Origin of the sequence: Pseudobutyrivibrio sp. UC1225 (genome assembly GCF_900115215.1) — a bacterium.
In the GTDB taxonomy this organism is placed as follows: Bacteria; Bacillota; Clostridia; order Lachnospirales; family Lachnospiraceae; genus Pseudobutyrivibrio.
This window is the reverse complement of the sequence record NZ_FOVQ01000006.1, coordinates 61,078-80,371: the sequence shown is the minus strand read 5'-3', so window position 1 is coordinate 80,371 and position 19,294 is coordinate 61,078. Positions and strand designations below refer to the sequence as shown.

At 39.9% G+C, this 19,294-nt stretch carries 16 protein-coding genes and 1 riboswitch; all 16 genes read left to right on the top strand.

What is annotated here, in order from left to right; all coding sequences use genetic code 11:
* The first annotated feature begins 124 nt into the window (after positions 1–124).
* The 16 genes from BMZ41_RS09315 to BMZ41_RS09240 all read left to right on the top strand — a co-directional run bounded on the left by BMZ41_RS09315 (position 125) and on the right by BMZ41_RS09240 (position 19,294).
* Positions 125–3,937: an endo-1,4-beta-xylanase gene (locus tag BMZ41_RS09315; protein WP_090528939.1), complete on the top strand. Its 3,813-nt coding sequence runs from the start codon at positions 125–127 to the stop codon at positions 3,935–3,937.
* Between the two features lie 93 nt (positions 3,938–4,030).
* Positions 4,031–4,558: a Crp/Fnr family transcriptional regulator gene (locus BMZ41_RS09310; RefSeq protein ID WP_090167627.1), complete on the top strand. Its 528-nt coding sequence runs from the start codon at positions 4,031–4,033 to the stop codon at positions 4,556–4,558.
* Positions 4,559–4,646: 88 nt separating this feature from the next.
* Positions 4,647–6,323, top strand: a complete 1,677-nt coding sequence (locus BMZ41_RS09305; protein WP_090167625.1) for a bifunctional metallophosphatase/5'-nucleotidase — start codon at positions 4,647–4,649, stop codon at positions 6,321–6,323.
* A 102-nt stretch (positions 6,324–6,425) separates the two neighbouring features.
* Positions 6,426–6,522: riboswitch (THF riboswitch) on the top strand.
* A gap of 68 nt (positions 6,523–6,590) precedes the next feature.
* Complete coding sequence (locus tag BMZ41_RS09300) at positions 6,591–7,106, top strand: folate family ECF transporter S component (RefSeq protein ID WP_090528937.1); 516 nt, start codon at positions 6,591–6,593, stop codon at positions 7,104–7,106.
* A 1-nt stretch (position 7,107) separates the two neighbouring features.
* A complete protein-coding gene (locus BMZ41_RS09295) occupies positions 7,108–8,394 on the top strand; it encodes a bifunctional folylpolyglutamate synthase/dihydrofolate synthase (RefSeq protein WP_090167623.1) in 1,287 nt (428 codons plus the stop codon).
* Positions 8,395–8,446: 52 nt separating this feature from the next.
* The gene (gene mnmA / locus BMZ41_RS09290; protein ID WP_090167621.1) at positions 8,447–9,511 is read left to right on the top strand and encodes a tRNA 2-thiouridine(34) synthase MnmA; all 1,065 of its coding nucleotides are present in this window, start codon (positions 8,447–8,449) and stop codon (positions 9,509–9,511) included.
* Positions 9,512–9,661: 150 nt separating this feature from the next.
* Positions 9,662–10,234 (top strand): DUF3793 family protein, encoded by a 573-nt coding sequence (locus BMZ41_RS09285; protein ID WP_090167620.1) that lies wholly within the window; start codon positions 9,662–9,664, stop codon positions 10,232–10,234.
* A complete protein-coding gene (locus BMZ41_RS09280; RefSeq protein WP_090528934.1) occupies positions 10,231–10,662 on the top strand; it encodes a flavodoxin in 432 nt (143 codons plus the stop codon). Before BMZ41_RS09285 ends, BMZ41_RS09280 begins: the two co-directional genes overlap by 4 nt.
* Positions 10,663–10,905: 243 nt before the next feature.
* Positions 10,906–12,258: an MATE family efflux transporter gene (locus BMZ41_RS09275; RefSeq protein WP_090167615.1), complete on the top strand. Its 1,353-nt coding sequence runs from the start codon at positions 10,906–10,908 to the stop codon at positions 12,256–12,258.
* 136 nt (positions 12,259–12,394) lie between these two features.
* Positions 12,395–13,066, top strand: coding sequence for a hypothetical protein (locus tag BMZ41_RS09270; protein WP_090528931.1), 672 nt, complete (start codon positions 12,395–12,397; stop codon positions 13,064–13,066).
* A 134-nt stretch (positions 13,067–13,200) separates the two neighbouring features.
* The gene (locus tag BMZ41_RS09265; RefSeq protein WP_090167611.1) at positions 13,201–13,500 is read left to right on the top strand and encodes an STAS domain-containing protein; all 300 of its coding nucleotides are present in this window, start codon (positions 13,201–13,203) and stop codon (positions 13,498–13,500) included.
* A gap of 59 nt (positions 13,501–13,559) precedes the next feature.
* Positions 13,560–14,051 (top strand): hypothetical protein, encoded by a 492-nt coding sequence (locus BMZ41_RS09260; RefSeq protein ID WP_090528928.1) that lies wholly within the window; start codon positions 13,560–13,562, stop codon positions 14,049–14,051.
* Positions 14,052–14,064: 13 nt separating this feature from the next.
* Positions 14,065–14,886: a response regulator gene (locus BMZ41_RS09255; protein WP_090528925.1), complete on the top strand. Its 822-nt coding sequence runs from the start codon at positions 14,065–14,067 to the stop codon at positions 14,884–14,886.
* Positions 14,887–15,054: 168 nt separating this feature from the next.
* On the top strand, positions 15,055–15,492 hold the full coding sequence (locus tag BMZ41_RS09250) for an ATP-binding protein (RefSeq protein WP_090167604.1): 438 nt from the start codon (positions 15,055–15,057) through the stop codon (positions 15,490–15,492).
* Between the two features lie 16 nt (positions 15,493–15,508).
* A complete protein-coding gene (locus BMZ41_RS09245; RefSeq protein WP_090528923.1) occupies positions 15,509–17,089 on the top strand; it encodes a PP2C family protein-serine/threonine phosphatase in 1,581 nt (526 codons plus the stop codon).
* 36 nt (positions 17,090–17,125) lie between these two features.
* Positions 17,126–19,294: an HD domain-containing phosphohydrolase gene (locus BMZ41_RS09240; protein ID WP_090528920.1), complete on the top strand. Its 2,169-nt coding sequence runs from the start codon at positions 17,126–17,128 to the stop codon at positions 19,292–19,294.

Here is a 19,294-nt window from a genome sequence, read left to right as displayed (position 1 = left end):
TTTTAATCTACAATATATATTTTGTGGGGGATAATCCTATAGATTATCCCTCCTTTTTTATTATCAGCCCATGTATTATAAAGTTAAGCGCGCGCGGTTTTTACATTAAAAAAAAGGAGAATATATGGGAATGGTAAAAAGAAGACTTTACAGATTCTTGTCAGTCGTTGCTATCTCTGCAATGATGGCCACATCTGTAGTTCCACCATCTGTTCACGCGACAGAAGTTGATGGTGCTACTGAGGCTGTGGAAGATGAGGAATCAGTGACAGAAGAGGGAGCAGATTCTGAGGAAGTTGCCGAAGAAGATGCAATTGAAGAGGACTCTAAAAAAGATGATGCTACAGAGGGATCAAATGGGGTAGAAGATTCTAAAGAAGCAAAGTCTGAGGACGCAGAAGAAGACGACGAAAAAGAAAAGTCTGATGAGACATGTGAAATCACATACAGCCTAGAGGATTTCAATGCTGACTATGGTTTCAGTGGCTCATGGGGTAGCGAAGTTTCATTCAAGAAGGGTGTTTGTACACTTGAGTTCAGCAGCCAGTATGCTGAGAAGATTTTTGGTCTTCCAGAGGGTATCAAGGGTGCTGATGTTGTAAAGGCAACTGTAAAGGTTAAGAAAGGTGATGTCAGCGGCTTCACCGTAAAGCTTAGAAATCAGGGCGAGGAATTAAAAGCTTCATATAGCTCAAACACAATCGAGAATAACGATGGTGTTGAATTTGATGGCTTTGGTTTAATGCGTAACGGAGATGGCGGCGCTACATACAAGCTTAGCGGTATCACACTTACATTAAAGGGTAGTGCTGAGGATTATCCAGAGCCAACACCTGTATCAGAAGAAGAGGATGATGATACACCTACAAGAAATGGTGAAATTGAGTGGGATATTCCTGACTTAAAGGATTATGTTTCTTCAAAGACAGGTCTTGGTGATGACTCATACACTGGTGCTGCTATTATGATCTCAGAGATCACAGATCAGACATTGATGGATCTCGTTGAGAAGCACTTTAATGCAGTAACTTTTGGTAATGAGTTTAAGCCAGATTCACTTTTTGGATACAACAATAACAAGCCAGCAGATGGACAGATCATTACAGAGACATGGACAGATGCAAAGGGTGTTACTCATAAGGACATGGAAGTTCCAAAGATGGACTTCTCTCGTCCAGAGAAAATGCTTAAGGTTCTTAAGGATTGGAATGATGAGCATCCAGATGACCAGATTAAGGTAAGAGGTCATGTACTTACATGGCACTCACAGACTCCTGCATGGTTCTTCAAGGAGAACTATGATCCAAATGGCGAATTCGTTTCACCAGAGGAAATGTCAATCCGTCATGAGTGGTTCATCAAGAGCGTATTCGAGCATGTATTCTCTTCAGAATATAAGGATATGTTCTATGGATGGGATGTTGTAAACGAGGCTTGCTCAGATGGTTCTGGTACATACAGAAGCGCTAGCGAGAACTCAAACTGGGCTAGAATTTATGGTATCGGAAGCTCAGAGGATGCACCAGAGTACATCCTTAACGCCTTCAGATATGCTAACTACTATGCTCACGAGATGGGTCAGGATAGCCTCGAGCTTTACTACAATGATTACAACGAGTGCTCAGGTAACAAGCCAGATGCAATTGCTCAGTTACTTGAAAGTGTAAAGAAGCACGAGAAGGATTCAGTTCTTCCTACACGTATCACAGGTTACGGTATGCAGGGTCACCACAATATGCAGGGTCCTACAAAGCAGCAGATCGTTGACTGTGGTATCCGTTACGGTAAGATTGTTGGAACAATCCAGGTTACAGAGCTTGACTTCAAGTGCAGCTCAGACTTCGATGGTTCTGAGGCTATGCTTTCTTCTGAGTACACAAAGGAAGCTTACAGATACAAGGAAGTATTAGATGCTTATAGAGAAATCGATGCAGAGCCAGGTATTGACGTAAACGGCTTTACTATTTGGGGTGTTATCGATCCTAACTCTTGGCTCCAGACAAGCAGCAGTGTTGGTGGTGGAGCTAATGGTAGACAGAAGCAGGTTCCACTTCTCTTTGACGGACAGTACAAGGCTAAGCCAGCATTCTGGGCACTTGTAGATCCTTCAAAGCTTGAGCCAGCTATCAACAGCATCACAGTTGTTCAGGCAGCTGGTAAGGATCCATTTGCACATGGTAAGCAGATTAAGATTGAAGGAACAGACTACAGCTTCATTCCTGTATGGGATGGAAATAAGGTTTCTGTAAAGGTTAAGGCAGCTGGTGCTAAGTCAGTTAAGCTTTATGTTGACTTTGCACAGGCTATGGCTGATGGCGCTGATGTTCAGGTTGCTGAGTCAGCATTCAATGAGGATGGCGAGTGTGTACTTACACTTGAAGGTCCAAAGGAATTTGAAGCATCAGCAAAATTCGCTCTCGATGTAGTAGTAACTGATGAAGAGGGTGAGCACGCTTTCAACAACACAAGACTTACACAGGCTGAGGGCAGCAAGTATTTTGCAAAGGCTCTTTGCAAGCCTTATATGTCAGTTGTAAAGGGTACACCAGAGGTTGATGGTAAGGTTGATAAGGTTTGGGAGAACGCTAAGGATGTAGATCTTACAATCACAGGCGGTACACATCCAAACGCAACAGCATCAGCTAAGGTTCTTTGGGATGAAAACAAGCTTTATGTTCTTATGAACGTAAAGGATGCTGTCCTTGATTCAAGCGCTAGCGCTGTTCATGAAAAGGATTCAGTAGAAGTATTCATTGATGAGAATAACAATAAGTCAGATGCTTATGAGGCTGATGACAAGCAGTACAGAATTAACTACTTAAATGAGACAAGCTTCAATGGTACAAAGTGTCTTGAGGAGAATTGTGATCATGCTGTTACTGTAACAGATGATGGCTACATGGTAGAGGCTGCATTTGCTTGGACAGATATTACACCAGAAATTGGCACAGCAATTGGTTTTGATCTTCAGATCAACGATGGTGCTAACGGTGGACGTATTGGTACAAGAACATGGTATGATGAGACAGGAAACGGATGGAGCGCACCTAGAGTATTCGGTGAGGTAGTACTTGCTGATGCAGAGGCTGAGCCAGAGAATCCTGAGGAGCCAGTTGAGGAAGTTCCTACAATCTCACTTGTTGAGGATGCAGTTTACACAGGAAAGGCTATTAAGCCAGAGGTAGTTGTAGTAGTTGGTGACAAGACATTAGTTAAGGGCATTGACTACAAGGTTTCTTACAAGAACAATAAGAACGCAGCTACAAAGGTTAGCACAGGTATGGGTGATGACTTTGATGAGTCACTTCCAACAGTAATTGTTAAGCTTAAGGGTGAGTACGAAGGTGAGCTTAAGGCTAACTTCACAATTTCAGCAGCAGATTTTGCTGGTGATGCTTTTGAGTTCGAAGCACCAAAGAACTTAAAGGAGAAGAAGAGCGCTCAGGCTCCTAACGTAACTGTTAAGTTTAATGGCAAGAAGCTTTCAAAGAGCGAGTACACAGTTACTTACAAGCTTGGTGAGAATGGCAAGGAGATGAAGAAGCTTCCTGCTAAGGCATCAAACGGTGACGGACAGTACTTCGCAGTAGTTAGAGCTGCTGGTTCTAACTTCACAGGTGAGAAGGTGGTTGCACTTGATGTAATCGCTGATGCACAGGTACACATTGCTGACGTTAACGTTAAGGACAGAGTAGTTGAGTGGAACGAGAAGACAAACAGAGTAACACTTAAGATGAGCTACAAGGTTAACGCTAATGATGAGGCTGCTTACTTTGGTGTAAAGAAGGGTACTACTGTTACATTAAAGGAAGGCAAGGATTATGAAGCTGAGATGCTTACATACATTGGTTTCTTTGACAGAGGTTTATGCAAGGTTAAAGGAAATGGTCCATTCTTCGGTTACAGAGTAGTAATCGTTCGTGCAAATTTTAAATAAGATATTTTCCTAAAAAGGGGCTCTATGGAGACATAGGGCTCTTTTGTTGTATAATGAAATAAAAATGAGGGTAATTTATTATGGGGGTAATAAATGGTAAACACAGATAAACTTTTAGTAGCACCTCAGGGAATGAAAATTATAGTGGAGAGACAGCCGGATAAATATCTGTATGTCATTTTGTCCGGAAGAGCCTATATGTATGCTGGCTACGGAACAAAAGAGGAGACTATAATAGACAAGTTTGGCGTGGGTAACTGCTTTGGTGCATATGGAATGCTCACAAAGCGTCCGGATAATTATACTGTTGTAGCCCAGACTGACATGAAGCTCATACGTTTGGAAGAAGCTGATATGGCAGACTTCATCAGCAAGGAAAATGCCAGTACTGTCCTTAGCGTAATGAAGGCCATGGCCAAGGAAATGGTGCGAGTAAAAACAGAGCTTGATACCTTAAATAAAGATATTGCCAAAAGAAAACGAGTGGACGGGGAGGAGTCTTCTGAGCCTGAATCTATCATTCTGAAAGATAACAGTGGAGTACATCGAATTTATAATCCTAAGAATCCCCACTTTGATGCCAAGGGCAAAATGAGATTTCTTGGAAGAGATAAAGAATAATTCGTAAATACGTATAAATAGAATCTACCCTTTTTATTAAAATTGGATATAATTGTCTTATAAACACTTTTTATAAGGAGGGTAATTAATGAAAAAGCGAAATGGTTTAAAGAGGGTAGTTACTTTTGTCCTCGCAGCTGCCATGGTAGTTACCATGGGATTTACTCCAACAAAGGCTTATGCTTATGAGGCTGAGTACAAGATCGTGCCACAGATTGCCAAGGATTTATCTGGCAAGACACTTATCATTCACTCAAACGATGTTCACGGTGCAATGGATAAGTACTCACAGCTTGCAGCTCTTAGAAATGAGCTTAAGGCAAGAGGCGCTGATGTAATTCTTACAGATGCAGGTGATTTCAGCCAGGGTACACCTTATGTTAGTACAACAAAGGGTATGTATGCCATCAACATGATGAATGCTATGGGATACGATGTTGTAACACTTGGAAATCACGAATTTGATTATGGTTATGCTCAGCTTAAGTACAACCTTTCAAATGCTAAGTTCAAGGTAGTTTGCGCAGACGTAGTAGATGCTAAGGGAAAGAATCTTTTTGATGCAAATACTGTTTTCACAACACCTTCTGGATTAAAGATTGGTTTCTTTGGTCTTGAGACACCAGAGACACAGACAAAGGTTAATCCTGCAACAATCAAGGGTGTTAAGTTCCTTTCAAAGAGCGATATTTACACATGCGCTCAGTCACAGGTAGAGGCTCTTAAGGCTCAGGGCGTTGACCTTGTTGTTTGCCTTAGCCACCTTGGTGTTGATGAGGAATCAGCTCCTGATGGACACAGAAGTGTTGATATGCTTGCTAACACAACAGGTATTGATTTAGTAATCGATGGTCATTCACACACACTTATGTCTCTTAAAGATGCAGATCCTAACGAGCCAGGTGATGAGCCAGTTCAGTCTACAGGTACAAAGCTTGAGACAGCTGGTATTGTTGTTATCGATAATGCTTCTAAGAAGATTGAAGATATGTATCTTGTAAAGCTTGATGATGGAATCATCCAGGATACATTTATAGCAGCAGTAGACAAGACAATCGAGGATGCAGTTGATGCTGAGTATGGTGTTGAGCTTGCTAAGTCTGAAATTGATCTTAATGGTAAGAAGGCTCCTGGTGTTCGTACAGAGGAGACAAACCTTGGTGATTTAATTGCTGACGGTCTCAAGTGGAGCGTAACAAAGGAGAAGGGTGCTCTTACTGTTCCTGATGATCATGTTGTTGCTATCACAAATGGTGGTGGTATCCGTGCTTCTATCAACGCAGGTTCTGTAACAAAGAAGGACATCAATACAGTTCTTCCATTTGGAAATACAGTAGCAGTTGTTTATGTAAAGGGTTCTGTTCTTTTAGAGGCTCTTGAGGCCAGCACTTACTGCACACCTGAGGCAGTTGGTGGATTCCCACAGGTTTCTGGAATTAAGTTCACAGTAAACACTGCAGTTCCATTTGCACAGGGTGAGGCTTATCCAGAGTCTACATACTATAAGCCAGCATCTATTAACAGAGTTACAATCGACAGCATTAACGGTAAGCCATTCAAGGCTGATGACACATATGCAGTTGTAACAAACAACTTTGTAGCTGCAGGTGGTGACACATACTATGCATTTGGTAGCGCAACAAACCAGTTTGATACAGGTATCGTAATGGATGAGGCTGTTATGGATTATGTTAACACTCAGCTTGGCGGAAAGATTACTGCTAAGGATTACGGAACAGTAAAGGGAAATATTACTCTTAAATAGTTAATTACCACAAAAGCTGTGAGTACAAAAAGTATTCACAGCTTTTTTTATTTTTGTTATTGCATTTAGCACATAAGACACTTATAATACAAAAAAAACAAATGCAGAGTAGACTGTAAAGCGTTAAGTGCCAGGTGAACAGGGAGTTGTCATTTGGACGAAGGTTTTATCCGCGGTTTTATGGTCGCATCCCGCTGCTACATATGAGAAGTGCAATATGCACCTCCTAGTGTAGACAAAAGGAACTGCAAAGGAGGTGCATTTTTTATGAAGAAACTTATGGACACAAAGACACTTACTGTTGCAGCCATGCTTACAGCTATTGGAATCGTACTTGGATTTTTCAAGATTCCAATTAATCAGCTAATTGAGATTAGATTTGGCTCATTGCCAATCTGCATGGCAGGAATGCTTTTTGGCCCAGGTGTGGCAGGAGTCGTAGGGGCTCTTGTTGATATCGGTGGATACTTGGTTAAACCAACTGGCCCATTCTTTCCTGGCTTCACTCTTAGCGGTATTGTAGGCGGTATCATTTTTGGTTTGATGCTTCATGGCAAAAAGATTACATTCCTTAGAGTGCTTATTACACAAATCGTATATACGGTAATTGTTGGAGTAATCATGAACAGCTACTGGTTAAGTCTGCTATATTTGCAGGGCGGTTATGTTGCAGCTATAGTATCAAGACTTCCAAAGGAATTAATTATGATTCCTGTTTACACTGTTTTATTCTACAGTGTGCTTAAAGCTTTCGACAAAGTAAAAGTAGGAGCTATGGCTTAAAATGAGAGAATATTCCTATGAAGAAGCGATAGAGTTTTTTAAGAATCTTCCACATTTTGTTCCACCAGCTAATAATGGTGGAGGGATTAAAAATTTCTTGTCCCTTGATGCTGAAAATGCATTGTTGGAAAAGATAGGTAATCCTCAGATGGATTTAAAATATATCCATGTGGCAGGTACAAATGGAAAAGGTTCCACTTCAGCCTTTATCGCGACCATATTACAGGAAGCAAATTACAAGGTGGGGTGTTTTACCTCACCTTTTTTGTATGCTTACAATGAGATGTATAAGGTTAACGGTGAGGATATTTCTGATGAAGATTTCGCCAGAATATTTAATATCGTAAAACCGTATTACGATGAATTGGCAGCGGATGGAATTTATCCAAGTGAGTATGAAATCCTGACAGTAATGTCCTTCTTGTATTTTAAAGATATGGACTGTGATATCGTAGTTATGGAAGTGAGCATGGGTGGAAGAGTGGATACTACAAATGTTATTCCAGCACCACTTGTAAGTGTAATTACTCCAATTAGCTATGATCATATGTCTATTCTCGGAAATACTCTTGCCGAGATTGCCACAGAAAAGGCTGGAATTATAAAGACTGGAACAGTTGTGGTATCTGCAAAACAGGAGCCTGAGGTTATAGAAGTGCTTGCTCAGGTATGCAAAGAAAAGAAGGTGGAGCTTAATTTTGCTACTGAGCCAGTAGTGGTTTCAAGAAACCTTAAGGGACAGGAATTTATGGTTTCTGAATTTGGCAGCAGACTTAGCACACAGCTTCTTGGCACCTATCAGGTGGAAAATGCAGCTCTTGCCATGAGAGCTATAGAGCAGCTTAAAAGACGAGGCTTCGTAATTCCGGATGGAGCATTAAGAGGTGGTCTTAACAAAACAAAATGGTTTGGAAGATTTTCTGTAATCAAGAGTAATCCTCCTGTGATTGTTGACGGTGGTCATAACCGTCAGGGAGCTTCAGTGTTGGCTGATTCCTTAAGGACCTATTTCCCTGAAAAGAAGATAACCTTTGTTCTTGGAATCCTTCAGGATAAGGAAGTGGAAATAATGTTGGATGAGCTTTTGCCGCTGGCAAAGGAAGTTTTTACAGTGGAGGTGCCAAATCCACGTACCATGTCTGCTGATGAGCTGGCAGAAAGAATCATATTACGAGGAGTGAAGGCACAGGCATTTACAGGAGAGGATTTATCAGAGCTGGAGAATGACGCAGATGTGATTTGCATGGCAGGTTCTTTGTATCTGCTAGGCAGCCTTACGGTTGACTGATGTTTGAAATGGCTGTATATTCTTATCATATGAATGGAGGCTATTATTCTAAATGAAGGCATTGATTGCAATGAGTGGCGGCGTAGATAGTAGTGTCGCTGCTCTTTTAATGAAAGAAAAAGAATATGAGTGCGTGGGTTGCACTATGAAATTATATGGCAATGAGGATGTGGATTTATCTGATACCAGCACCTGTTGCTCCTTAGATGATGTTCAGGACGCAAAGGATGTTGCCAGAAAGCTTGGCATGCCTCATTACACCTGGAATTTCAAGGAACAGTTTAGAGAAAAGGTAATCGATAATTTTATAGATTGCTATGAGCACGCAATGACTCCTAATCCTTGCATAGAATGTAATAAGCATCTTAAGTTTTGTGAGCTTTACAGAAGAGCAAAGGAGCTTTCCTGCGATAAGATTGTTACTGGCCATTATGCAAGAGTTCGTAAATGCGATGGTGGTTATCAGCTTTTAAAAGGTAAGGATGCTACAAAGGATCAGTCTTATGTACTTTATTCCATGACACAGGATGAGTTGGCACACACAGAATTTCCTCTTGGAGAATATTCTAAGGACGAAATAAGAAAGATTGCCGAGGCACATGAATTCGTAAATGCAAATAAGCCTGATAGTCAGGATATATGTTTTGTTCCAGATGGGGATTATGTATCGGCTCTTAAGAGATTTACTGGTAAGGAATATGAACCTGGTGATTTCGTGGATATGGAAGGGAATGTACTTGGCAGACACAAGGGCTTGGTTTGCTACACTATTGGTCAGCGAAAGGGACTAGGCATATCTGCAGCATACCCACTTTATGTTGTTAAGCTTGATACTGAAAAGAATCAGGTAGTACTTGGCAAGAATGAAGATTTGTTTTCAAGGGATGTATTTGTAGAAAATATCAACTGGATTGGACCAAAGGACTTGCCAGAGACTTTTAGATGTAAAGCAAAGGTTCGCTACAGAATGACAGAGCAGCCTTGTGAAGTCCAGAGAGTGGGTGCCACATCTGCAAAGATTATATTTGATGAGCCACAGAGAGCCATAACACCTGGTCAGTCAGCAGTATTTTATGATGAAGATGTAGTGCTGGGCGGTGGAATTATAAAGCATTAGAAGAAGAGGGAAACCTCTTCTTTTTTTGTTTATTGATAGGGTTTTTCAATAAGAAAAAATGTGAAAAAAGTGTTGACATCTAACGCATGGTAGTATAATATAACCACAGTTAGTAAATACTAACTTAGAAAAAACAAGAGAGAGTAAGCTATGAGCAACGAAGTGTTTGAGATGTTATGCGCCATGGACAGGCGAAAAGTAGAATTACAGATTGTTTTGCAGTGTGCACCTACTATCGCGGGGCTTAAGACTTCAAATCTTCTAATAGTTTCAAGAGATCAGGAAGATAAAGTTAGATTCCTATTAAGACATTCAAAGCTTATGGGATACAGACTAGTTTATGACCGACACAGAGTTATTTTTCTGGTATTCAACAAGGAAATGCTCGTGGATTACTTATCTAGAAATGATGTCAGAGAATTCCTAAAGGGCTACGGTTACAGGACAGATGCTTTTGGATACAGCCTTCGAAATTTTCAGGAACGCTACGACAGCTATGTTCATAATCGAAAGGATTTTCCACATGAGATAGGTGTTTTCCTCGGATATCCATTATGCGATGTAAAGGGGTTCATCGATAATGGTGGAGAGGATTACAAAATCTCAGGATACTGGAAAGTCTACGAGAACCCAGATGCGACAAAACAGCTTTTCGACAAGTTTGATGACATCAAAGATGAAATGGTTCGAAAGATTTACAAGAAGGAGAGAGTATTAGCATGAGTACAGTTAATGTAGTTTTTTGGTCACAGTCAGGAAACACTGAAGCTATGGCAAATGCTGTTGGTGCAGGTGTTACAGCGGCTGGTGGAGTTGCTAATGTTGTTTACGTTGGCGATGCTTCAATAGATGAACTCAAGAATGCTAAGGCATTTGCTCTTGGCTGTCCTGCAATGGGAGCTGAGGTACTTGAGGAAGGTGAGATGGAACCTTTCGTATCAGATTTGGAAGGTTTTGTTTCAGGTAAGACAATTGGTCTTTTCGGTTCTTACGGCTGGGGAGACGGACAGTGGATGAGAGACTGGGTTGATCGTATGACAGCCGCAGGTGCCACTGTTGTAAATGGCGAAGGTGTTATCTGTCAGGATGCTCCAGATGGGGCTGCAGAGGCAGAGTGCCAGGAACTTGGCAAAGCCCTCGCAGCAGTTTAATTTTATACTGAGCTTTGCTCAGACATTTCTAACTTAGTTAAATTCCTTTTTCCCAAGTTTCTAACCGGGTTTCTTGGGGAAGTTATTAGACTCCTTTTACAGCCTCCAGGTATGCCAGTGCCTGGAGGTATTTTTTTGTCTAAATAACACCTTTCATTTGAAATATAAAATTTCAAAATCGCTATATCTAAATCATACAATATAATTGTATAATATGCCTAGACAAAAATTGGAGGTTACTCGATGAAGGACAGATTATTTGCAGACAAAGATTTTCTGCGCAGACTCTTTAATTTAACATTGCCAATTGCATTTCAGGCTTTGATGCTTGCTCTTGTTGCTGCCTGCGATGCTGTAATGCTTGGTCGAATCGAGCAGAATTCTATGGCTGCTGTTTCACTTGCTACCCAGGTTCAGTTTATTCAAAATATGATGCTCTGTGCCGTTACAGGTTCCATCTCTATTCTTGGCGCTCAATACTGGGGCAAGGGTGATAAAAAGACTCTTCATAAGATTTTTGGAATGAGTCTCAGAATCGCATTTGTTATTTCTTTGCTTTTCTGTGTTGCCTGTGTTGTTTTCCCAAGACAGCTTATGATGATTTTTGCCAGTGATGAAGCTCTTATATCTATTGGCGCATGTTACCTTAGAATTGCAGGCTGGTCATATCTTCTTACGGGATTTTCTCAGTGCTTCCTTGGTATGATGCGAGTTACCGAACATGCAGATAGATGTGCCATCATTAGTTCGGGTGCTGTAGTTATCAATATCATTCTTAATGGAATTCTTATTTTTGGACTTATGGGACTTCCTGCTCTTGGTGCAGAAGGCGCAGCTATAGCTACACTTATTTCTAGAATTATAGAACTGGTTTGGGCGGTTATTTCATCCTTCCAAAAGGATTTCATTCATCCATCATTAAAGGATTTGGTAGTAAGAGACGCTTTGCTTCTCAAAGATTACGTTCGTTGTGGTCTTCCTCTTGCAGGCGCAGCTATGTTCTGGGGCGTTGGATTTACATCATATACTGCTTTTATGGGACATCTTGGCACCGATTCGGCTGCCGCTAATTCTGTTGCTGCAGTTGTCCGAGATCTTATGTGCTGCGTATGTGATGGTGTCAGTGCTGCAGGTGGAATTATTATTGGAAATGAGCTCGGCGCTGGAAATTTGGAAAGAGGAAAGCTATATGGACAGCGTATCTCAAAGATGTCCGTGCTAATAGGATTTTTTTCAACTGTAATCATTTTGCTTGTGACACCTTTAGTAGTTAATTTCATTATCCTTACACCACAGGCAAAGCAATATCTTATTGGAATGATGGTTATCATGGCCTTTTATATGATAGGACGTTGCATTAATACTGTGGTAATCAATGGAGTCTTTGGTGCTGGTGGCGATACGCTTTTCGATATTTACAGTCTTGCAGTTTGCATGTGGTGTATAGCGGTGCCAATCGCTTTCCTTGGTGCATTCGTATTTCATTGGCCAGTACTTGCGGTTTATGCCTGTACCTGTTTGGATGAAGTTGGAAAACTACCTTGGGTTTTCTATCACTATAAAAAATATAAGTGGGTTAAGGATTTAACTCGATAATTATAGGACTGCCTAGTGCAGTCTTTTTTCAACGTTTTGTATGACTTACAGAAGTATGTGATACTTTTGTGATAATTCCTATGATAAATTGTCATCATAGAAAAAGTTAATTAAAAGGTTTTGGGGAGGTTTTTAAATGGAGACTATAATTAAGAATAAGAATCAGGTACCAAAATTTTCTACAGAGCAAATTTATGTAAACAATGACGAGACCAAATACAATGAGGTTTATGACAAGGTGGACAAGACTATAGAGCAGCTTCAATTGAGCAAGAAGGATTCCTTACACATGAAGTTACTTTTCGAAGAGTCCATTGGAATGGTAAAGGCTATTACAGGCGATTTTACCGCTATCGTATGGGTGGAAGAGTATGAGGGCGAAAGCTGGCTTCGACTTGTTGGAAAGACAAATATGGATATCGACAAAAAGACAGATTTAATATCGGTATCATCCTCTGGAGAAAACGCTCTTGCTGTTGGTTTTATGGGTAAGATAAGAGATTTCGTTGAGACGGGATTACTTAACTATGATGGAGTTATGAAGCTACAGCAAAAATATAGCGGATATGGAATGGGAATTTCAGGTTCGTATTTGGATACCGCCATTGCATCAAATCCTCATGCTTTTACAGGATTTATGTGGACAATGGATGATTATAAGAAATCCCTTAAGGAGGGAAATGGTGAACCTGAGACTACAGCATATTGGGATGAGCTTGAAAAGTCTATCGTAGCAAGCATTGCAAAGGATGTTGTAGTTGGTGTGGAAAAGAATCAGATTGAAATGGCTTTTATCATGGAAATCTAGAGATAAGCGATTTATGAAAAAAATGTGAAACAATCACAATTTATTGAGTATAAAATGTTGTTAGAGTATAATAATTTCAAAATATTAGGCCAAGAATCAAGGTTTTATTGGCATACGAGGAGGAGTATAAGAATATGTTAAATATTAAGGATGAAAAAAATGGTGGAGATTTGATTGTGGAGCTTGAGGGAAGATTAGACACAACCACCTCTCCTCAATTAGAAGAAAAGATTAACGCTGTAATAGATGGTGTTTCAAAGCTTACTTTTGATTTGAAAAATTTGGAATATATTTCAAGTGCAGGCCTTAGAGTTCTTTTATCAGCTCAGAAAATTATGAACAAGCAGGGCCGTATGGTTGTTAACAATCCTACCGAAGAGGTTCAGGAAATTTTCGAGGTTACTGGTTTTTCAGATATTTTTACAATTCAGTAAGATATGTATGAGGGGTGGTTTTTCTACCCCTTATTTTTTGAGGAAGGGTGTAATGTATTATGGGAAAAAGCTTTATTGATAAGAAATTTTATGATGCAATTCTGAATTTTGATGATAGTGATGAGGCACAGGATTATTTCTATACATACATGGAGTCTGCCACTGGTAAGGTTGCCAAGGATGGTCATGAGGAAACAGTGAGGGATAAGATACTTCGTATATACGCAACTCTGTTTTGCGAGGACACAGCTATGAAAAATGCACCTTATGCAGACATGGATGATGTAGCTGACACAGCAGACCGTCTCTACATTGGTAGCGTAGGCTATGACAGTGAACACTGGTACAGGATGAAGCATCATTTCCCTGTAATTGATGATGATAATTTTGACAGATTTGCGGCCCTGGTTATAGCTGACATGAACATGGGGCCACTTCATGATGCGGCTATGAATGATGGAGATACACTGGTGGTAGGAGAGGCTGATCCTCTTCATATGACAGCCGAGCAGCGTAAGAATCAGAAAACAAAATCAATATCAATAATGTAGGGGAGGGTGCAATATGAATATATTGGCAGTAGATGATGAGCGCACTTCCCTTGATAAACTTACCAAGCTTGTTAAAAAGGTGAAGCCAGACGCTAATATTTTTGCTTATGACAGTTCACTTTCAGCATTAGCTAAAGCGAGAGAAGAGGAAATTGATGTGGCTTTTCTTGATGTGAATATGCCTGAGCTTTCTGGAATTGAACTTGGTAAATATTTGGTGGAGCTTAATCCATACACTAATATTATATTTTACACTGAGCATAAGGAATTTGCATATGAAGCCATGCAGCTTCATGCCAGTGGATACATCTACAAACCAGAGGCTGATAAAAGAGTGCAAAAGGAGCTGGATTCTCTCAGATATCCAGAACTTAGAAAGAAGTATAAGAGAGTATTCGCTCAGACTTTTGGAAACTTTGAGCTTTTTGTGGATGGGGAGCCGGTAACATTTAAATACAATAGAACAAAAGAGATTGTTGCTATTCTGATAAACAATCGCGGGGCTCAAACTACTAATGGAGAATTGATTGCTTCATTGTGGGAAGATGATGGTGATCCGGATAAGAAGCTTTCTTACCTGTGTAATCTTAGACAGGATTTACAGAATACATTTAAGAAGCTGAAGCTGGATGGAGTTATTATCAAGCAGCGAGGCAGCATGGCAATCGCTAAGGATAAAATCGAGTGTGATTTATTTGACTGGCTTGATAAAAAGAAGGACTCAAAATATCAGTATCTCGGTGATTATATGAATCAGTATAGCTGGCCAGAATTCTTCCATGCAGAGCTTGATGAGATTAGCTATGCTTTGTATGAGGACGAGGATGCTGTATAAAAATGACTACTACTTAAGGGACGGAAGACATCCGCCCCTTATTTGTTTTTACACGAACTGTGGATAAATAAACAAAGTGTGACAGTTGTGTGATATTATTAATAGTATAATTTGATTCATCAAAGGGGTTTGCGGTTTTTATGATGGATTTTAACAGGTAGAATATTTATGAAAAGGACTTTTGAGTGCGAGGCAACAATTGAAAACCTGGAAAAGGTAATGGGGTTTGTGGAAGGTGAGCTTGAGGCATTGGAGTGTGATATGGCTCGCATTATGCAGATTTCTCTTGCAGTAGAGGAGGTTTATGTCAATATTGCTCATTATGCTTACAGCAAGCTTGATGAGGAAGGTAAGACTATTCCCGATACCGGGACAGGTCCTATGGAATTAGACCTAGAGGCTGATGAAGGTCAGGTTTTTCTCACTTTTAAGGATGAGGGATTGCCATATAATCCCTTGGAAAGAGAAGATCCCGATACAACACTGTCGGTGGAGGACAGGGAAATCGGAGGTCTTGGAATCTTTATGGTGAAAAAGAGTATGGATGAGGTTTCTTATCGCCATAAAGAAGGAAAAAATATACTTACATTGATGAAGCGCATATAAGGGGAATCAGGGGAGAATGAGAAAAATACTTAAGATAAGAAAGTTTGGTATACATGCCAAAGCACTTGCAGGTATTATTATATTCACATTGCTTGCAATCATCGCAATGTGCATTAGCGGTTCGCTTATTTTTAACAGATCAGTACAAAAACTATATAACGAGCGTGGTTATGTGGTCGCAAATATCATATTAAAGCAGATTGATCACGATAAGATTGCAGAATATTCCAAGACCTGGTATGAGGACGATTACTATCAGGAAATGGTGGAATACCTTAAATATATTCAGGAGGTATCAGATGCCGCCTATATTTATATAGGTGTCCCATATGAGGATAAAACAATAAAGTATATATATGATTCTGGAAGCAATATGGGGTTCCGGGATCCTATTGCTGCGCCTTTTGATGAATTATGGGAGGCCTATACAAAGGGAGTGCAGCCTAAAAGCTATCTGGTACGACATTCTCAGTATGGATATCTTACATCAAGTTGTCTTCCTGTAAAGGACAGCAAAGGAAATGTTGTGGCACTTTTATTTGTAGACACCTATATGAGAGTAGTCCAGTCGACACTTCAAAGATTTATTATAAACATGATAATTATTGCACTGATACTTTTGGGCGCATTTTGTCTTTTGAACTGGCATTACATGAATTCTTATATCATCGACCCACTGATGGTTTTAAGAAGAAATATTAAATGGTTTGCTGAGAATACCACCACGGATGATTCATTAAATTATATTAAAACAGGTGATGAGTTAGAGGAGCTGGCAAAATCTGTTCAAAGCATGGAGCAGAGTATTGTTGAATACATTGACAATATCGAAACTATCACCGCAGAAAAAGAGCGTATCAGTGCAGAGCTAAATGTAGCCACAAAGATTCAGGCTGATATGCTTCCTAGAAAGTTCCCTCCATTTCCAGAGAGAACTGAATTTGACATCTACGCGACAATGACTCCAGCTAAAGAAGTTGGTGGAGATTTTTATGATTTCTTTTTAATTGATGATGATCATCTGGCACTTGTAATGGCGGACGTTTCAGGAAAGGGAGTGCCAGCAGCCCTTTTCATGGTAAACGCTAAGACTCTTATTAAATATAGAGCATTGATGGATAGAAACTTTTCACCATCAGCTATTTTATATGATGTAAACAATCAGCTGTGCGAAGGAAATGATATGGATTTGTTTATCACAGTGTGGCTGGGCATCATTCAAATCTCCACTGGCAAGATTGTTGCAGCTAATGCAGGTCACGAGCATCCTGCAATCAAAAGAAAAGATGGCCAGTTTGAGCTGGATGTTTATAAGCATTCACCAGCAGTTGCCACAATGGATGGAATAACGTTTAGAGAACATGAATTCCAGCTTAATCCTGGTGATAGCCTATTCGTATATACGGATGGTGTTCCAGAGGCTGCTAATGAGTACAATAGGCTCTATGGTACAAACCGAATGCTGAAGGCTCTTAATAAAAATCCTAAAGCGGATGCAAAAGAGTTACTTGAAACAGTGAAGCGTGATATTGATGGCTTTGTGGAGGATTCTCCTCAGTTTGATGATATTACTATGCTTTGCTTCAAATATTTTTAGAGTTTAATGAAAAAAAGGTAATGGGGAGGCTTGAACTTGAAAAATATTTCGCAGAAGATAAAAGAATATGACTGGTGTGGATGGCTATTTATACTTATCGGAATAGCCATTAATGTTTTGCTTGCGTTTATTTGTTCAATTCTTGGATTGCCTCTTTTTCTAGATACAATAGGTACCATACTTGTTTCATGTATGGGTGGACTTTTGCCAGGAATCTTCACGGCACTTCTTACTAACGCCCTTTGCACTATCTATAACGGGGTTTCCATGTATTTTGCCATTATTAATATTTTTATTGGCATACTTGCAGCAGTCTACGAGTGGAAGTATGCCAATCGCAGTTTCATATATAAGATTCTTTTTGTTCTTTCAGCAGGATTAATGAGTGGAGGCGTTGGTGCATATATTCAGTGGCATTTGTTTCTCGCACCACAAAATCCTTTTATAGCAAATTCTATTGAAGGTTTGATTTCGGCTACAGGTTTCTCTAAAGCCACAACCTTTTTTATTACTAATACAGTTGTTAATATTTTTGATAAGGGTATTTCCATTGGACTTGCCCTAAATATCCAGCATTTTATTCCGGAGAAAATCAAACAAAAGATAAGTATAAGTAGTTGGAAGCAGACGCCACTGACGGAAGATGAGCTTGTTGCTATGAGACAGTGGGGGAAGGCAACAGATTTTTCCATGAGAACCAGACTTGCCCTGCTACTTTTTGGTGTGTCTATTTTGGTTATTGCAATGATGTCAATAATAGAGCTTCGCCTATATTATAAAAAGGATGTGAATGAGAAGGCTGAGATTGCAACATCTGCAGCTACCTTTGCGGCATCCATTGTGGATCCGGAAAAGATAGATGAATATATAACCTATGGTGAGACTTACCCAGGCTATAAAGAAACGGAAGACATTTTATATAAAATTCGAGAGAATGCAGTAGGTGTAGCATATCTTTATCTAGTTAAGATTGAGGGTGAGGATATGGTCTTCATATTTGATCTTGATGCAAGTAGTGATTACGAAGGCTATGGCTATGATGGGGACGCAGAAGGAATTAAGCCAGGAGAGAGAATTCGTTTAGACGAAGAATTCTTATGCTATGTTGATGATTTCCATGAAGGAAAAGTAATCCCACCTACTGAATCAGATAACAGCTGGAGCTGGATTATGACAGCTTTTATACCTGTGTTTGATTCGGAGGGGAATTGTGTATGTTATGCAGGTGCCGATGTTTCCATGTCTTATGTAGCGGAATATGTATTTGACTTTATGTGGCGAATTCTTCTCATTATGGCATCTATTGTTATTGCTATTCTTGGATATGGTATTTGGTCTACTGGTACCTATCTGGTCTATCCAATAAGTAGTATAGGTCTTGGAGTAGAAAGCTTTGTAAAGGCTGGAGACAATCAGGTGGAGATAGACAATGCAGTGCGAAGACTTCGTAAGATAAATATTCATACTAACGATGAGATAGAGAAGCTTTATCATTCTATATGCAACATGGCTCTTAATCAGGCTGAACAGATTCGAAGCATCCGTAATTTTAATGAGAACACTGCAAAGATGCAGGATGGTCTGATTATTACCATGGCAGATTTGGTTGAAAATCGTGATGTAAACAGTGGTTCTCATATTCAAAAAACCGCTGCTTATGTGAAGATTATTGCTGAGGGATTAGAGGAAAAGGGCTATTATCCAGGTAAAGTAACACCGAAGTTTATCTCAGATGTTGTTCGAAGTGCACCTTTACATGATATAGGAAAAATTAATGTTCCAGATTCTATTTTGAATAAGGAAGGGGTTCTAACACCAGAGGAAGAGGAGATAAAAAGAACTCATACTATTGCTGGAAAGAAGATTATGGAAAATGCCATTACAACGGTAGCAGGTGAGAACTACCTGAAGGAGGCAAGAAACATGGCTGCCTATCATCATGAAAATTGGGATGGAACAGGATACCCAGAAGGACTTCATGGTGAAGTTATTCCTCTTTCTGCCAGAATAATGGCGGTGGCAGACACCTTTGATGTAATCACTTCCTCCAAAGTAAAAGGTGTACAGTATTCAGTTGAAGAAGGCATCGAATATATTAAGAAAAATGCCGGAACTAAATTTGATCCTAAGTGTGTGGAGGCTTTTGTAGATTCACTTCCTGAAATACGAGTCGTTTATAGAAAGTATAACAAGAATCATGGTTAA

Bases quoted from the DNA above. Each gene is read 5' to 3' on its own strand.
- BMZ41_RS09315 (WP_090528939.1), top strand. From the start codon at position 125: ATGGGAATGGTAAAAAGAAGACTTTACAGATTCTTGTCAGTCGTTGCT.
- BMZ41_RS09310 (WP_090167627.1), top strand. From the start codon at position 4,031: ATGGTAAACACAGATAAACTTTTAGTAGCACCTCAGGGAATGAAAATT.
- BMZ41_RS09305 (WP_090167625.1), top strand. From the start codon at position 4,647: ATGAAAAAGCGAAATGGTTTAAAGAGGGTAGTTACTTTTGTCCTCGCA.
- BMZ41_RS09300 (WP_090528937.1), top strand. From the start codon at position 6,591: ATGAAGAAACTTATGGACACAAAGACACTTACTGTTGCAGCCATGCTT.
- BMZ41_RS09295 (WP_090167623.1), top strand. From the start codon at position 7,108: ATGAGAGAATATTCCTATGAAGAAGCGATAGAGTTTTTTAAGAATCTT.
- mnmA (WP_090167621.1), top strand. From the start codon at position 8,447: ATGAAGGCATTGATTGCAATGAGTGGCGGCGTAGATAGTAGTGTCGCT.
- BMZ41_RS09285 (WP_090167620.1), top strand. From the start codon at position 9,662: ATGAGCAACGAAGTGTTTGAGATGTTATGCGCCATGGACAGGCGAAAA.
- BMZ41_RS09280 (WP_090528934.1), top strand. From the start codon at position 10,231: ATGAGTACAGTTAATGTAGTTTTTTGGTCACAGTCAGGAAACACTGAA.
- BMZ41_RS09275 (WP_090167615.1), top strand. From the start codon at position 10,906: ATGAAGGACAGATTATTTGCAGACAAAGATTTTCTGCGCAGACTCTTT.
- BMZ41_RS09270 (WP_090528931.1), top strand. From the start codon at position 12,395: ATGGAGACTATAATTAAGAATAAGAATCAGGTACCAAAATTTTCTACA.
- BMZ41_RS09265 (WP_090167611.1), top strand. From the start codon at position 13,201: ATGTTAAATATTAAGGATGAAAAAAATGGTGGAGATTTGATTGTGGAG.
- BMZ41_RS09260 (WP_090528928.1), top strand. From the start codon at position 13,560: ATGGGAAAAAGCTTTATTGATAAGAAATTTTATGATGCAATTCTGAAT.
- BMZ41_RS09255 (WP_090528925.1), top strand. From the start codon at position 14,065: ATGAATATATTGGCAGTAGATGATGAGCGCACTTCCCTTGATAAACTT.
- BMZ41_RS09250 (WP_090167604.1), top strand. From the start codon at position 15,055: ATGAAAAGGACTTTTGAGTGCGAGGCAACAATTGAAAACCTGGAAAAG.
- BMZ41_RS09245 (WP_090528923.1), top strand. From the start codon at position 15,509: ATGAGAAAAATACTTAAGATAAGAAAGTTTGGTATACATGCCAAAGCA.